This is a genomic window from Streptomyces sp. NRRL S-1813, from assembly GCF_000719605.1.
Classification (GTDB): domain Bacteria; phylum Actinomycetota; class Actinomycetes; order Streptomycetales; family Streptomycetaceae; genus Streptomyces; species Streptomyces decoyicus.
Genome location: NZ_JOHB01000001.1, coordinates 828,644 through 843,273 on the forward strand (window position 1 = coordinate 828,644; position 14,630 = coordinate 843,273).

14 protein-coding genes are annotated in these 14,630 nt (G+C 72.0%); 9 read left to right on the plus strand and 5 right to left on the minus strand.

The window, feature by feature from the left end:
* Positions 1-75 precede the first annotated feature (75 nt).
* The 7 genes from IF67_RS0103765 to IF67_RS0103795 all read left to right on the plus strand — a co-directional run bounded on the left by IF67_RS0103765 (position 76) and on the right by IF67_RS0103795 (position 6,861).
* On the plus strand, positions 76-1,332 hold the full coding sequence (locus IF67_RS0103765) for a L,D-transpeptidase (RefSeq protein ID WP_030982064.1): 1,257 nt from the start codon (positions 76-78) through the stop codon (positions 1,330-1,332).
* A gap of 184 nt (positions 1,333-1,516) precedes the next feature.
* Positions 1,517-2,752, plus strand: a complete 1,236-nt coding sequence (locus IF67_RS0103770; protein WP_078889245.1) for a L,D-transpeptidase — start codon at positions 1,517-1,519, stop codon at positions 2,750-2,752.
* Positions 2,753-2,835: 83 nt separating this feature from the next.
* On the plus strand, positions 2,836-3,603 hold the full coding sequence (locus IF67_RS0103775; RefSeq protein ID WP_030982067.1) for an enoyl-CoA hydratase/isomerase family protein: 768 nt from the start codon (positions 2,836-2,838) through the stop codon (positions 3,601-3,603).
* Positions 3,604-3,867: 264 nt separating this feature from the next.
* Positions 3,868-4,407, plus strand: coding sequence for an ATP-binding protein (locus IF67_RS0103780; RefSeq protein WP_030982069.1), 540 nt, complete (start codon positions 3,868-3,870; stop codon positions 4,405-4,407).
* Positions 4,408-4,540: 133 nt separating this feature from the next.
* Positions 4,541-5,038: a hypothetical protein gene (locus tag IF67_RS0103785; protein ID WP_030982071.1), complete on the plus strand. Its 498-nt coding sequence runs from the start codon at positions 4,541-4,543 to the stop codon at positions 5,036-5,038.
* Positions 5,039-5,095: 57 nt separating this feature from the next.
* Entirely contained in the window at positions 5,096-5,899 is an 804-nt protein-coding gene (locus tag IF67_RS0103790; protein ID WP_030982073.1) for a DsbA family protein, read from the plus strand.
* Complete coding sequence (locus IF67_RS0103795; RefSeq protein WP_234340956.1) at positions 5,896-6,861, plus strand: cytochrome c biogenesis CcdA family protein; 966 nt, start codon at positions 5,896-5,898, stop codon at positions 6,859-6,861. Before IF67_RS0103790 ends, IF67_RS0103795 begins: the two co-directional genes overlap by 4 nt.
* Positions 6,862-6,960: 99 nt before the next feature.
* Here the strand turns inward: IF67_RS0103795 and dgt are convergent, their stop codons facing one another.
* From dgt to IF67_RS0103820, 5 genes are all read right to left on the minus strand, one after another.
* A complete protein-coding gene (gene dgt / locus IF67_RS0103800) occupies positions 6,961-8,286 on the minus strand; it encodes a dGTP triphosphohydrolase (RefSeq protein WP_234340957.1) in 1,326 nt (441 codons plus the stop codon).
* Between the two features lie 62 nt (positions 8,287-8,348).
* The gene (locus IF67_RS0103805) at positions 8,349-8,690 is read right to left on the minus strand and encodes a hypothetical protein (protein ID WP_030982079.1); all 342 of its coding nucleotides are present in this window, start codon (positions 8,688-8,690) and stop codon (positions 8,349-8,351) included.
* A 285-nt stretch (positions 8,691-8,975) separates the two neighbouring features.
* Entirely contained in the window at positions 8,976-9,806 is an 831-nt protein-coding gene (gene nadE, locus IF67_RS0103810; RefSeq protein ID WP_030982081.1) for an ammonia-dependent NAD(+) synthetase, read from the minus strand.
* A 131-nt stretch (positions 9,807-9,937) separates the two neighbouring features.
* Positions 9,938-10,492 carry a GH25 family lysozyme gene (locus tag IF67_RS0103815; protein WP_030982083.1) on the minus strand — a complete coding sequence of 185 codons (555 nt, stop codon included), beginning with the start codon at positions 10,490-10,492 and terminating at the stop codon, positions 9,938-9,940.
* Positions 10,493-10,828: 336 nt separating this feature from the next.
* The gene (locus IF67_RS0103820; RefSeq protein ID WP_030982085.1) at positions 10,829-12,049 is read right to left on the minus strand and encodes a glycosyltransferase family 4 protein; all 1,221 of its coding nucleotides are present in this window, start codon (positions 12,047-12,049) and stop codon (positions 10,829-10,831) included.
* A gap of 240 nt (positions 12,050-12,289) precedes the next feature.
* On the opposite strand from IF67_RS0103820, the gene IF67_RS0103825 reads away from it, so the two are divergent.
* Both IF67_RS0103825 and IF67_RS0103830 read left to right on the plus strand, forming a co-directional pair.
* On the plus strand, positions 12,290-13,057 hold the full coding sequence (locus IF67_RS0103825) for a response regulator transcription factor (RefSeq protein WP_199812673.1): 768 nt from the start codon (positions 12,290-12,292) through the stop codon (positions 13,055-13,057).
* Between the two features lies 1 nt (position 13,058).
* On the plus strand, positions 13,059-14,606 hold the full coding sequence (locus tag IF67_RS0103830) for a sensor histidine kinase (protein ID WP_030982089.1): 1,548 nt from the start codon (positions 13,059-13,061) through the stop codon (positions 14,604-14,606).
* The last annotated feature ends 24 nt before the right edge of the window (positions 14,607-14,630 follow it).

Sequence of the window (14,630 nt, forward strand, 5' to 3'; positions counted from 1 at the left end):
GTCACAATCCGGTATATGACCGCCCATCAGCACAACCGAGCAGGGGACCGAGCAAAGCACCGCCAGGGAAACCGTGTGCGGGGCCGGGTGCCGGACCGGGCGCAGGTCTGGACGGGCCGTCGGGCGGCGGCACGGGCGGCCCGCCGTACCCGCGTCGTCCTCGCCGCCGTGGCCGGGCTCGCCGGGGCGGTGGCGCTGGCCGGCTGCGCGGACGCGGAGGTGTTCGTCGGCGGCAAACCGCGCTCCCCGGAGGAGACGATCAGGGTCATCCCGCACAACGGCGCGCACGGTGTGCGCGCCGACGGGCGGTTCGAGGTCCGGGTGCCTCAGGGGCGGCTGGAGCGGGTCGAGGTCAGCCGGACCGGTGACGCCGGACGGCAGCCGGTCGCCGGGCGGATCTCGCCGGACGGCATGGCCTGGCGGCCGGTGCCAGGACGTCTCCAACTCGGCGCGAAGTACACCGTCGACGCGGTGGCGCTGGACGGCGCAGGCCACCGCTCGGCCCGCCACACCACTTTCACCACCTCCGTACCCGCACACCGCTTCACCGGCCACTTCTCCCCGCAGAGCGACGCCACGGTCGGCACCGGCCTGATCTTCTCGCTGGTCTTCAACCGGCCGCTCGCCGACCGCGCGGCCGTCGAACGCGCCGTCAGGGTCAGCGCCCGGCCCGCCGTCGAGATCGCCGCCCACTGGTTCGGCCACCGCCGGCTGGACTTCCGGCCCCGTGAGCGCTGGCGCCCGGGTACCGAGATCACGGCAGAGCTGCGGCTGCGCGGGGTGAAGGCCGGGCCGGGCGCCTACGGGACGCAGCGCAGGACCGTCCACTACCGGGTGGGCCGGGACCAGGTCAGCGTCATCGATGCCGCCCGGCACACCATGACGGTGCACCAGGGCGGCCGGGTGGTGGCGGTGCTGCCGGTCACCGCGGGCGACGACGAGAACCCCACCTACAACGGGAAGATGGTGATCCTGGAGCGGCACTCGATGACCCGCATGGACGGCGACACCGTCGGCTTCGGCGGCGAGTACGACATCCCGGACGTGCCGCACGCCATGCGCCTCACCAGGTCCGGGACCTTCCTCCACGGCAACTACTGGGCGCCGCCCGAGATCTTCGGGGGCCTCAACACCAGCCATGGCTGCGTCGGGCTCAAGGACATCAAGGGCGGCGGCCCGCACACCCCGGCGGGCTGGTTCTTCGGCCGCTCGATCGTCGGCGACACCGTGGTGGTGCAGCACTCCCCGGAGCGTACGGTCGCGCCGGACAACGGCCTCGGCGGCTGGAACATGCCCTGGGAGCTGTGGCGGGCCGGGTCCGCGCTGGACTGACCGGGCACCGGCCCGCAGCACCGCCCGCCCCCTGCCCCCGCACCACCCCCGCACTTGGGACTGAACGGTGACATTCACGGGGAGTTCACTGTCACCGCGGTGTGGTTATCTAACGGCAAGCGCGCGGCTGTCCGCACCCGCGCGCGGGGGACTGCGGGCCGTGCGAGGGGAAAAGGGGCCAGTTGTGAACGTCCAGCCGAATTCGGGGGAGCCGGCTCGCCGGCGTCGGTGGCCGCACAGGGGCGGCCCGCCGGCCCTGGTGCTCGGGGCGGTGTTGCTGCTGGTGACCGCATGTGGCGGCGACGGCGACGAGGACAGTCCGGCCGGCAAGGCGGGCGGGGACAAGGCCGCTTCGCAGGCCGCCGTGACGATAGCGCCCAAGGACGGCGCGCATGACGTCGCCACCAGCGGCGCGCTGAAGGTGACCGCCCAGAAGGGCAGGCTCAAGTCCGTCAAGGTCAAGGACGGCAAGGGCAACGAGGTCGACGGGAAGATAGCGGGCAGCGGCGCCCTGTGGCAGCCGAGCGGCCATCTGGGCGCCTCGACGGAGTACACCGTCGACGCCATAGCGGTGGACGGCAAGGGCCGGGCGGCCGCCGAGCACTCCAGCTTCACCACCCTCGTCCCCAAGAACACCTTCATCGGCCAGTACAGCCCCGAGAACGGCCAGCAGGTCGGCGTCGGGATGCCGGTCTCGATCCACTTCACCCGCGGCATCACCGATCCCCGGGCCGTCGAGGACGCCATCAAGGTCACCGCGAAGCCGTCGGTCCCGGTCGAGGGCCACTGGTTCGGCAACGACCGCCTCGACTTCCGCCCCGAGAAGTACTGGGCGCCCGGAACCAAGGTCACCCTCAAGCTCGACCTCAACGGCGTCGAGGGCCGGCCCGGTGTCTACGGCACCCAGACCAAGGAGGTCTCCTTCACCGTCGGCCGCAGCCAGGTCAGCACGGTCGACGCCGAGTCGAAGAAGATGACCGTGGTCCGCGACGGCAAGAAGATCAAGACCATCCCGATCACCTCGGGCGCGCCGGGCACCGAGACGTACAACGGCAAGATGGTGATCAGCGAGAAGCATCTCGTGACGCGGATGAACGGTGACACCGTCGGCTTCGGCGGCGAGTACGACATCAAGGACGTCCCGCATGCGCTGCGGCTGAGCACCTCCGGCACGTTCCTCCACGGCAACTACTGGTCGGGCAGCGCGACCTTCGGCAACCGCAACGCCAGCCACGGCTGTGTGGGCCTCTTCGACCAGCGCGGTGGCGGCGACAGCTCCACCCCGGCGGCGTGGTTCTTCCGCAACTCCGTCGTCGGCGATGTGGTCATCGTCAAGAACTCGCATGACGAAACGATCCAGCCCGACAACGGCTTCAGCGACTGGAACCTCTCCTGGGAGACGTGGAAGGCCCGCCAGTAGGGCGGCCGGAAGACGACCGGGCCCGGTGCACTGTGACGGAGTGCACCGGGCCCGACGGCGTTAACGCGTACTAACCTTCCCGCATGACTGTGAATTTCGAGGTCGCCGACGGCGTCGGCACCATCCGCCTGGACCGTCCGCCGATGAACGCACTGGACATCGCCACCCAGGACCGGCTGCGCGAGCTGGCCGAGGAGGTCACCCGCCGCGACGATGTGCGTGCCGTTGTCGTGTGGGGCGGCGAGAAGGTGTTCGCGGCCGGCGCGGACATCAAGGAAATGCAGGCCATGGACCACCCGGCCATGGTCGTGCGCTCCAAGGCCCTACAGGACTCGTTCACCGCCGTGGCCCAAATCCCCAAGCCGGTCGTCGCCGCGATCACCGGCTATGCGCTCGGTGGCGGCTGCGAGTTGGCGCTCTGTGCCGACTTCCGGATCGCGGCTGACAACGCCAAGCTCGGCCAGCCGGAGATCCTGCTGGGCCTGATCCCGGGGGCCGGCGGCACCCAGCGGCTGGCGCGGCTGGTGGGCCCGTCCAAGGCCAAGGACCTGATCTTCACCGGCCGTCAGGTGAAGGCCGAGGAGGCGCTCACCCTCGGCCTGGTCGACCGGGTGGTGCCGGCCGCCGAGGTCTACGAGCAGGCGCACGCCTGGGCGGCACGGCTGGCGGCCGGCCCCGCGCTGGCGCTGCGGGCCGCCAAGGAATCCGTCGACGCGGGCCTGGAGACGGACATCGACACCGGCCTGACCATCGAACGCAACTGGTTTGCGGGGCTGTTCGCGACCGAGGACCGGGAGACGGGTATGCGCAGCTTCGTCGAGGAGGGGCCGGGCAAGGCCAAGTTCCTCTGAAATTGCTGGTGTTGATGGGGCTTCTGAGGTTTGCCCGGGAGGTAATGCCTCGTGTGGGCGACAAGGAAAAGGCTTAATTGCGCCTTAAGGGCACCTTGTTGATCTGCTCGGTCGTTCCTTCGCGGGCCCGGTGTCGTCGCAGGTCAGCCGGGGCGCACCGAAACCTTAACTGCCGTTGGCATATGTCTCACCGGGGGGCTGGAACCGACGATTCCGGACAATCGATTCCGTCGGTTCCGCCCCCGTGGACGCCACGCAGCGGCCATGATGGGAGGCATGGCGGGCCTCGAAGGAATGGAGCAGCCGCGGCCGCGGAGGGATACGGCCGCCGCGCGATGGGGCATCCCCGAGGGGGGCGAGGACACCGCACAGGCTCCTCGCAAACCGGTGTCGGCGGCACTCGATCTGGTCGGTGACCCGACCCTCGGCGAGGTCCGGCTCCCCTCGCGCCCCCAGTCCGCCGGCATCGCCCGCCGGCTGACCGCCGCCGTACTCCTCAAACAGTGGTCCCTGACCCCCCAGCTCACCGAGCACGCCGTGCTGCTGGTCTCCGAGCTGGTCGGCAACGCCGTGCGGCACACCGGCGCCCGCACGTTCGGGCTGCGGATGCTCCGCCGACGTGGCTGGCTCCGTATCGAGGTGCGCGACCCGTCCCGCGGTCTGCCCTGTCTCATGCCGGTCCAGGAAATGGACATCAGCGGCCGAGGCCTCTTCCTCGTCGACAAGCTCTCCGACCGCTGGGGCGTGGATCTGCTGCCCCGCGGCAAGACGACCTGGTTCGAGATGCGGATCGCCGACCGCTGAGAACCGGTTTCCCCGCCCGGCCGCAGGGCCCCGGGCGCCCCGACGGCCCCGAGGCCGGTCGGTGCTCCGCTCGCGCGGTGACGATCCGTAGGATGGGTTGTTCATGCTCGCGCCAGGTACGGAGAGGAGGAACATGCACCACGTGCGCCGGTCGGGCACGCTGACGCTGCTGCTCCTCCTCGCCGTCACCTTCGGTCCGCTGCTGTGCCGCATCGGCGGCGACCAGGCCTGGCTGTCGGGCCGGGCGGCGACGGCCGCGGCGTCATGGCGCACCGGTGGCGCGCCGGCGGCCGCACCGGACGCGACGGCGGTTCCACCGGACGCCGCGAACCCGGCGGGCGGTGACACACCGGCCCGGCCGGCTGCCGCCGACAGCGGCCCGCAGCTCGATCCCGACGCCCCCGTCGCCGTGGTCCACGCGCCCAAGAAGTGCTCGGACCGGCATGCGCCGGGGCCCGACGAGTCCGCCCCGCTGCCCGCCCCGCACCGCGGTGAGCCCCTCGCCCCCGCCACCACCGGCCCGGGGCCGCTCGCCGCGGACCTGCCCGCGCAGTGCGCGCTCGCCCGGCCACCGACCGACGGCGCGCCCGCCACCGACCCCACCACGCTCCTGCCCGTACTGCGGATATAGGCCGCTGTCCCGACGCACACGGCCTGAATTCCCCCTGCGTACGTCTGGAGCTTCCGCATGCCCGTTTCCGCCTCTCCCACCCGCAAACTGGCCGCCATCGGCGCGGTCATCGCCCTCGTCGTGGCCGTCATCGCCATCGGGGTCGCCATCGGCAAGTCCGTCGAGGGCGACCGCGGCACCGACCGCGGCGGCGCCCCCGAGGCCGCCGCCTCCGTCGAGCCCGAGGAAGATCCCGCACAGCAGAAGATGTTCGACGACCTGGCCGAGCGGACCAGCCGGCGCCAGGACGGCGACCCACTGGCCGTCGGCAAGAAGGACGCCCCGGTGGTCCTGGTCGAATACGCCGACTACCAGTGCTCGTTCTGCGGCCGCTTCACCCGCGAGACCCAGCCCGGACTGATCAAGAAGTTCGTCGACGCGGGCACCCTGCGCATCGAATTCCGCAACTTCACCGTCTTCGGCGCCGACTCCGAGCGCGCCGCCCGCGCCTCCTGGGCCGCCGGGCAGCAGGGCAGGTTCTGGCAGCTGCACGACGCGCTGTACGCCAAGACCCGCAAGGGCAAGGCGCTTGCCGAGGACAAGCTCGTCGACCTGGCCCGCACCAGCGGTGTGGCCGACATCGAGAAGTTCCGTGCGGACCTGAAGAGCGCGGACGCCGAGCGGGCACTGAAGAAGGACCAGGACGAGGGCTACCGGCTCGGGGTGCAGTCCACGCCGTCCTTCCTCATCAACGGCCGGCCGGTCGCCGGGGCCCAGCCCGCCGAGGTCTTCGCGCAGGGCATCAAGGACGCCGCGGCGCGCGCGGCCAAGAAGGGGCCGGAGGCCAAGAACGGGCCGGCGGACAAGGGGGCCGGGCAGTGACCGACATCGGCTACCTCGCGGCGTTCCTGGGCGGGGCGCTGGCCCTGCTCAGCCCGTGCAGCGCGCTGCTGCTGCCGGCCTTCTTCGCGTACTCCCTCTCCACCCCCGGCCGGCTGATGGCCCGTACCGGCGTGTTCTACCTGGGGCTGGCCACGACGCTGGTGCCGCTCGGCGCGGCCAGTACGGCGGCCAGCCGGCTGTTCAACGGCCACCGCGATCTCTTGATCGCCGTCGGCGGCTGGGTCGTCATCGCGATGGGTCTCGCCCAGATCCTCGGCCTGGGCTTCGCCTCCCGGCGCGCCCAGGCCGCCGCCGCGAGGATCACCCCGCGGTCGGCCGTCTCCACGTTTCTGCTCGGCTGTGTCTACGGCCTCGCCGGCTTCTGCGCGGGCCCGATCCTCGGCGCGGTGCTGACGGTGACGGCGGTCAGCGGCTCACCGGTGTACGGCGCCTCGATGCTCGCCGTCTACGCGCTGGGCATGGCGCTGCCGCTGTTCGTGCTGGCGCTGCTCTGGGACCGCTGCAAGCTCGGCACCCGGGGCTGGCTGCGGGGCCGTGAATTCACCCTCGGCAAGCTGCGGTTGCACACCACCTCGGTGCTTTCCGGGGTGTTCTTCATCGGCATCGGCGTGCTGTTCCTGCGGTTCAACGGGACCAGCGCGCTGCCCGGGATCCTCGACGCGGACGCCGAAGTCCGGGCCGAGGAATGGGCGACGCGGATCGGTAACGGCGTACCGGACCAGGTGCTGATCGCGGTGGCCGCGCTGGCCGTCGCGGCCGTGCTCGGCCGTATCGCGCTACGGCCGGAGAAGAAGCCCCGGGGCGGGACGGAACCGCCGCGGGGCGGGGCCGACCGGCCGGGGGGCGGTACGGAACAGGCCCGGGACGAGGTCGATCAGCCGGGGGGCGGTACGGAACGGCCCCGGGACGTGGCCGACCAGCCGCGCGGTGGGAAGGAATAGCCACCGGCGGGCGGGACCGAATGGCCACCGGGCGGGCCCGAGTGGCCGGGGGGCGGGGCCGGGCCGTTGCGAAACGGCGCCGGCCTCCCGCCCCCGGGCTCACAGCCAGACGTTGTCGTTGACCGACCCCAGGCCCGTGCCGGACAGCCGCCGGTGCAGGGCCAGCGCCTGGTCCTCGGTCAGCGAGGCGACATGGTCCGCGGCGGCACGCAGCCGGTCGCCGTGCAGCGACAGCTCCTCGGCGCGGTCCGGCGGCAGCAGCTCCGGTGCGTCATGGGTCCAGCGCAGCAGCTCACTCACCACCCGCCGCTTGCCGTGCTGCTGGGTCGCCAGCGCCGGGCGGTCGATGACATAGCACCACACCAGCTCCTTGAGCAGATCGCAGGCGGCCCGCCGCTCCGGCGGTATCACCAGCTGCGCCCCGTAGCGGATCGCGGCCGCGCCGCCCACTTCCAGCTCGATCCCACGGGTGAAGTACGAGATCAGATCGGCCGTGCGGCGGTTGACCGCGACCGCGTCCTCATGGCTGCCGCTGTACGGAGCGGGCACCGCCAGCCGCTTGCCGATGTCCGCCATCATCACCAGCGCCGCGGCACGGTCGAAGGCCTCACCCTCCCGCGCCCGCTTGGCCTGGACGTAATCCAGGAAGCGGCGGATCTCCCGCTCGGTGTCGGCACCCGCGGCACCGTCCGGCGGGAACAGCGCGGCCAGCGGGATCAGGCCCGTGCGGTAGAAGTCCTCGACGTCATGGCAGGCGTAGGTGACATCGTCCGCCCAGTCCATGACCTGCTCCTCGACCGGCACGGCGGTGTCCGTACGGCCGGCCCGCACCCACGAGAACGCCTCCCGGTCGGCGACATACACCCCCCACTTCACATGCCGCGCCGGATCCTGGTCGACGGGCGCCCGCTCCCATGGGTATTTGGTGGCGGCGTCCAGACAGGCGCGGGTCAGGTGCAGACCGCGATGGCCCGGATATTTGTGGGCGGCGAGGAAGGTCAGCACCCGCAGGGTCTGTGCATTGCCCTCGAAGCTGTCCAGCACACCGTCCGCGAAGTGCAGCTCGTCCATCGTGGCGCGCAGCGCCAGCTCACCCGCGTGCCCGAAGGGCGGATGGCCGATGTCGTGGGCCATGCACGCCGCCTCGACGAGCGCCGGATTCGGCCCGCCGTATCGGCGCTCCAGGCGCTCGGCCATCCGCCGGCCGAGCTGAGCCACCTTCATCGAGTGGGTCAGCCGGGTGTGGTACGCGCCCAGCTCGGCGCTGGCCACCACCTGGCTCTTGCCGGCCAGTGCCCGCCACTGCGTCGAATACAGGATCCGGTCGACGTCGTGCTCGAAGCCGGACCGCTGCCCGTCGTCGGGCACCCGTCGCCGCAGGGAGTGCTGTTCCAGGTCCTCATCGCTGTATGTGGCAGGTCGCATGCGCGGATGGTAGTCCGGCCCTGGCCGCAGCGGTCCGGCCGGTCGGACTCTGGGCGCCTTGCCTAGGCGCTCAGCCGACGGCGCCAGCGCGGATGCGGGCGGGGGTGCGGGTGGTGGGCGTCCGCTCTGCGCCGGCGGTCGTTGCAGAGCAGACACTTTCCGTAGCCCGGCGGGAGGGGGTCCTCCGGGTCGCCGTACAACGGGTCGACCGCGCCGTTCGGATGTATGGCGCAGCCGGTCGGGCCGGTCTCGGCGCCCAGTGAGCCGGCAGCGGTCAGCGCCTGCCGGAGGACGTCGACGAGCTGGTCCGCATCGCGCCGGGTCGGCGCGGATTGCAGGGACGAGGCAAGGTCGGAGGCGGTGGTCAGCGCGGTCTGGAGTTCGCGCAGGTTTGCGTAACCCATGTCTTGGAGCCTAGGCGGCCCCACTGACAGTTGATCTTCCGATCGCACTTCGCGGCTTCCCATGGCCGCATGCATGCCCGCTCACGCCCACGATTTAGCACCGGGACGGTGACGGTCGCCTTGCCGGTCCATGACGGGCGGGGGCGGGGCCGGGGACGTTACGGGGGCGGGGGAGAGCTCAGCGGCCGTTGCGCGCAGCCGCAGCGCAGCTCCGAGCCGCCAGAAGCCGCCCCGCAGCCGCCCCGGGCGCTGCCGCCCTCCGGGGGCGACGGCAGCGCCCGCCCCTCAGGGAGTCAGCGGCAGCGCCCGCTTGTGGTCCGTGAGGCGGTAGCGGCGGACGATGGCCTCGGCGGCCGCGGCGTCGACCGGCTCGCCCTCCAGGAAGTCGTCGATCTGGTCGTAGCTCACACCGAGCGCGTCCTCGTCCGGCTTGCCCGGGTCGAGCGTCTCCAGGTCGGCCGTCGGCACCTTGTGCACCAGCTCCTGAGGGGCGCCCAGCGCCGCCGACACCGCGCGCACCCGGCGCTTGGTCAGCCCGGTGAGCGGCACCACATCGGCCGCACCGTCACCGAACTTCGTGAAGAAGCCGGAGACCGCCTCGGCCGCGTGGTCGGTGCCCACGACCAGGCCGTCGTGCGCACCCGCGACCGCGTACTGCGCGATCATGCGCTGGCGCGCCTTGATGTTGCCCTGGATGAAGTCCTGGTGGTGGGCGTCGCGGAAGGTGAGCCCGCCGTCCACCGCGGCCTGGAGGGCCGCGTCGCTCGCCGGGCGGATGTCGACGGTCAGCTCCCGGTCGGCGCGGATGAACTCCAGCGCCCGCTGAGCGTCCTTCTCGTCCGCCTGGACGCCGTACGGCAGCCGCATCGCGTAGAACGTCGCGTCGTGCCCGGCGGCGCGGGCCCGCTCCACGGCGAGCTGGCAGAGCCGGCCGGTGGTGGTGGAGTCGACGCCGCCGCTGATCCCCAGGACCAGGGAGCGCAGGCCCGTGGAGGTCAGCCGTTCCGTGAGGAAGGTCACCCGGCGCTCGATTTCCTGCTCGGCGTCGAAGGACGCGGTCACCTGGAGATCCCGGGCGATCTCCTGTTGCAGGGCCTTGGACGCCGGGTCGGTCACGGCTGCTCCTCTTGTTCTCGTGCTGCGTCGTGCGGTGGGGGTGACGCGCTGCTCCTGTGCCGCCTACGCAGTGTTCCCCGCTGCGTAGGCGCGGTTCCTGGGGGCGCGGAAAGGCGCGCCGGTAGGAAACCTTATGCCGGGTGCGCCCACTTCTTGAGGGCGGCCTTGGTCGAGAAGTCCGCGACATCCTTGTCCAGGGGCCGGTCGGTGTACTGGTGGATACGCCACTTCGCCTTGATCCGCGGATGCCCGGCGGAGACGTAGTCGGCGATCCACAGGCCGTCGGCCGCGTAGGACGTGGTGTCGTGGTTGAGCCAGAAATCGCGGTTGCAGTAGAGCATCACCCGGTGGGTGGGCCGCAGCTTCTTCACCTCGGCCAGGAACTGGTCCTTCTGCGCGTTGCTCGCGTACGTCCCCTCGCCGGTGCGCTCCCAGTCGCAGGCGAGGAGGTCGCCCTGGACCGATACACATTTCTCGACGAAGTATCTCGCCTGGGCGGCGATATTCCCCGGCCACAGAAAGTGGTAGAAACCGACCACACAGCCCGCTTTACGGGCCTTTGACGCCTGCGCGGACTGATGCGGATTGATGTAGGAGCGGCCTTCGGTGGCCTTGACGAAAACGAAGTCCAGCCCCTCGGCGGAGTACGAAGTGTTGTAGGAGCTGACATCGACACCATGCAGCATGAACGGCCTCCTGCCGATCGGACCTGCGGATTCGAAGCGTCAACTGCTCGAAGCGTCCCCTGCGTTGCAGCGTGTTCCGGGCGTTCCCGGGTTCCTGGGTTCCTGGGTTCCCGGGTTCCTGGTCCTGCGTTTCGGTGATCGGATTTCCTGCGAGCCGGCGTTTCTTGCTGCGCGGCAGCCTTGTTCCGGCGGTGGTGCCTGTTCGCTTTCCAGCAGTTCAGCATGTTCGCTACCGGGGACGCCAGGCTGCGGTCGGGAAGTTCCTTGTGCCGCGGTCAAGTTGAGGCGGCCGGTTTCGCCGGCCGGACCGGCCCCGCGGGCCGGAAGACGGCTGCTTCAGCGCCGCAGGGCGCGTCGTACCAGCCGTCGTGCGCGGGCGCGGGCGCGGCCGAGGACGCGCTGCCGGGCGCGGCTCCCGCGCGTCGACCGCAGCTCCTGGAAGAGGAGTTGGTAGCGCTCGGCGATCGGCTCCGGGTCGTAGCGGCGCGAACTCTCCAGCGCGGTACGGGCCATCTCGCTGCGGCGCTGCGGGTCCTCGACGAGCTGGAGGAGAGCGGCGGCCAGCGCCCGGCCGTCGCCGCGCGGCACCAGCAGCCCGTCCGTACCGTCGTGGATGATCTCGGCCGGGCCCAGCGGGCAGTCGGTGCTGACGACGGGCACTCCGCAGCGCATCGCCTCGACGATGGTCATGCCGAAGGACTCCGCGTCCGAGGCCGAGGCGACGATCGACGCCTTGGCGAACTCCGCCTCTATCGGGGAGCGCGGCCCGGTCAGCTCCGCCTGCTCGCTCAGCCCGAGCCCGTCGATCAGCCCTTGGAGCTGTGCGCGCTCGGCGCCGCCGCCGTGTATCCGCAGCCGCCAGTCGGGGTGCTTGGCGGCGACCGCGGAGAACGCCTCGATCAGCAGGTCGAAGCGCTTGCCGCGGACCAGCCGGCCGGCCGCCGCGATCACCTTCGCGGTGCCCTCGGACGGCCGCCCGGCCGGCGCGGGCACGATGTTGGGCACGGCCAGGACCCGCACGCCGGGCAGCGGCATCCGTGCGAGATAGACGGAGGCATCCGCCTCGGTGGTGGTGACCACGGCGTCCAGCGTCCGGTAATGCGGGGCGAGCTCGGTCCGGAGCCGCTTGCTGTGGGCGTCGTAGCGGAGGTGCTCCTGGGCGATCCGCAGCGCCCGGCGGGGGCCGAACCGCGCCAGGTAGACATTGATGCCGGGCCGGGTGCCGATCAGCACGTCCGCGTCGGTGGTGCGCAGGAACTCCGCGGCGCGGAGGTCGACCAGCCGGCTGTACTGGTGGTGCCGCTTCTCGGCGAGCGGGAAGTCCCGGGCGGGCTCACCGAAGAGCGGATCGGCCATGTCCTCGCTGCCCACCCGGGTGTCCACCAGCGGTATCAGCCGCACCCGCGGATCCAGGGTGAACCGCGGGACCTCGCGGTGCCGCAGCATCGAGACGATCTCGACGTCATGCCGGCCGGCGAGCGCGGCCGCGAGGTTGAAGGTGGTGCGGATGGTGCCGCCGATGGCATAGGCGTTGTGCAGCAGGAGGGTGATCTTCATACGGTGTCGTGCTCTTCCCCGAGATGTGCCGAGTCGTTCGATCCGACCGGCCGGTACGTTCGCGGTCCGGTCGCCGCGCCCGGCCCGTCCGGCACGGGGCAACCGTGGCGGTAAGGGGTAAGCCGATGGCGTGGCGACGGTGAGAGCCCGGTAAGAACCGCGGGTGAGATCCGGGTAAGAAAGCGACCGCCGGACCGGCCGCCCGCCGCCGCACCTCCGGGCCCTTGGCAGACTTGCCGGGTGACCCATTCCGTGCTGCTCGCCGAGGACGACCGCCCCATCCGCACCGCGCTGGAGCGTGCCCTGACGCTGGAGGGGTACCAGGTCACCGCTGTTGCCGACGGCATTCAGGCGCTGGCCGCCGCGCACCGTGAGCGGCCCGATGTGATCCTGCTGGATGTGATGATGCCGGGGATCGACGGGCTCCAGGTGTGCCAGGTGCTGCGGGCCGAGCAGGACCGCACCCCGATCCTGATGCTCACCGCCCGGGTCGAGACGGCCGACCGGATCGCCGGTCTGGATGCCGGGGCGGACGACTACGTGGTCAAGCCGTTCGAAGTCGAAGAGGTCTTCGCCCGGCTGCGGGCGCTGCTGCGGCGGACGACGGCGGCAGCGGCGACGGAGGAGGGCGGCGCGGCCGCCGGTTCCGGCGGCCGCGACGAGGACGAGGCGGCCGAGGGGCCGTACGACGCCAGGGTGGCGGACAGCGGTGTCGTCGAGGCGGCGGATCTGCGGATCGACGGTCCCTCGCGCCGCGCCTGGCGCGGAGAGCGGGAGCTGGAGCTGACCCGGACCGAATTCGAGCTGCTGGAGCTGCTGGCCCGCAACGCCGGGATCGTCCTGGACCATTCGACGATCTACGACCGCATCTGGGGCTACGACTTCGGGCCCGGCTCGAAGAACCTCGCGGTGTATGTGGGTTATCTGCGGCGCAAGGTCGACGTCCCGGGCAGCCGCCCGCTGATCCACACGGTGCGCGGCGTCGGTTACGTGCTGCGGGAGGACTGAGATGTCCGGCCCCCGCGACCGCACCGGGACCGGTCCCCGCACCCGTCCCGATCGCCGGCTGCGCGCCCGGCTGCGGAGCCGGCTGCGCTCCTGGCGGAGCGGCGGGTCGGCCGCCTGGCTGCGCACCCGAAAGCCCGCCAGCCTGCGCACGGCCTTCGCCGTGGCGTTCGCGGCGGGGGCCGCGGCGGTGACCCTGCTCGTCGGATTCCTCAGCTACGACGCGGCGGCCCGGCTGGTACGGGTCGACGAGAAGTCGGTGTTCTCGCAGGTCGTACGGGATCTGCGCAGCCAGGTCCAGGAGAAGCAGTTCGTGCCGGCCGACTACACGAGCGCCGACCCCGACCACGACGGGCCGCGCGACGACCTCACCCGGCCCACCCGTACCGAGGTGCAGATCCTGGGCGCCGGCGGCCGGATCGTGGAGCCGGGGCGCCCGGCCCTCCCGGTCGGCGCCGCGGAACGCCGGATCGCCACCGGCGCGCAGGCCGGCCGGGACACGGAGCGGGAGGCGGACATCGGCGACGAGGAGTACCACGTCGCGACGGTGGCGCTCGGCGGCGGCCGCGGTGCGGTGCAGGTCGCGCAGAAGTTCAGCGAGACCGAGGATCTGCTCTCGGCGCTCCAGCAGCGCACCGCCCTGCTGGCCGCCGCGGTCATCGCGCTGTCCGGTGCGGGCGGCTGGTGGCTGGCGCGCCGGATCACCGGCCGGCTGGTGCGGCTGACCTCGGTCGCCGAGAAGGTGGCGGAACACGGGCGGCTGGACGTGCCGGTACCGGTGGCGGGGCGGGACGAGGTCGCCCGGCTCGGGCGGGCCTTCGACGACATGCTCGGCCGGCTGGCCAGCGCCGTCCAGGACCAGCAGCGCCTTGTCCAGGACGCCGGCCACGAGCTGCGCACCCCGCTGACCTCGCTCCGGACGAACATCTCGTTGCTCAAGCGGTTCGACGAGCTGCCCCCGGACGCCCGCGACGAGCTGCTGGCCGATCTGGCGGGGGAGGCCCGTGAACTCAGCGATCTGGTCAACGAGCTGGTGGATCTGGCGGCCGGACAGCGTGACGACGACCCGCTCTCCGACGTGAGCCTGGCCGATGTCGCGGAGAAGGCGGCGGCCTCGGCCCGCCGCCGCACCGGACGCGAGATCACCGTACGGACCATCCGCCCGGCGGTGGTCGAGGGGCGGTCCGCCGCGCTGCACCGTGCGCTCACCAATCTGCTGGAGAACGCCGCCAAGTTCGACGCGGGCGGCACGGAGCCGATCGAGGTCCTCGTCACCGGCGCCCGCATCGAGGTCCTCGACCGCGGCCCCGGTATCACGGACGCCGACCTCACCCGGGTCTTCGACCGCTTCTACCGGGCCGCGACGGCCCGCGGTCTGCCCGGCTCCGGCCTCGGCCTCGCCATCGTCCGCGAGATCGCCACCGCCCACGGCGGCCATGCCTTCGCCACCCGCCGTCCGGGCGGCGGCGCCACCCTGGGCTTCACGGTCGGGAGGGGGAAGGGCGGGGGGACGGGAGCGGGGTCCGCTACGGGGACCGGGCCGGGCGCGTAGCACGGGGCGCCTGACCTCCCGGCC

Excerpts from the sequence above, each read along its gene's own strand:
- IF67_RS0103790 (WP_030982073.1), top strand. The coding sequence starts at position 5,096 with ATGCCCGTTTCCGCCTCTCCCACCCGCAAACTGGCCGCCATCGGCGCG.
- IF67_RS0103815 (WP_030982083.1), bottom strand. The coding sequence starts at position 10,492 with ATGCTGCATGGTGTCGATGTCAGCTCCTACAACACTTCGTACTCCGCC.
- IF67_RS0103830 (WP_030982089.1), top strand. The coding sequence starts at position 13,059 with ATGTCCGGCCCCCGCGACCGCACCGGGACCGGTCCCCGCACCCGTCCC.
- IF67_RS0103780 (WP_030982069.1), top strand. The coding sequence starts at position 3,868 with ATGATGGGAGGCATGGCGGGCCTCGAAGGAATGGAGCAGCCGCGGCCG.
- IF67_RS0103785 (WP_030982071.1), top strand. The coding sequence starts at position 4,541 with ATGCACCACGTGCGCCGGTCGGGCACGCTGACGCTGCTGCTCCTCCTC.
- IF67_RS0103775 (WP_030982067.1), top strand. The coding sequence starts at position 2,836 with ATGACTGTGAATTTCGAGGTCGCCGACGGCGTCGGCACCATCCGCCTG.
- dgt (WP_234340957.1), bottom strand. The coding sequence starts at position 8,286 with ATGCGACCTGCCACATACAGCGATGAGGACCTGGAACAGCACTCCCTG.
- IF67_RS0103820 (WP_030982085.1), bottom strand. The coding sequence starts at position 12,049 with ATGAAGATCACCCTCCTGCTGCACAACGCCTATGCCATCGGCGGCACC.
- IF67_RS0103805 (WP_030982079.1), bottom strand. The coding sequence starts at position 8,690 with ATGGGTTACGCAAACCTGCGCGAACTCCAGACCGCGCTGACCACCGCC.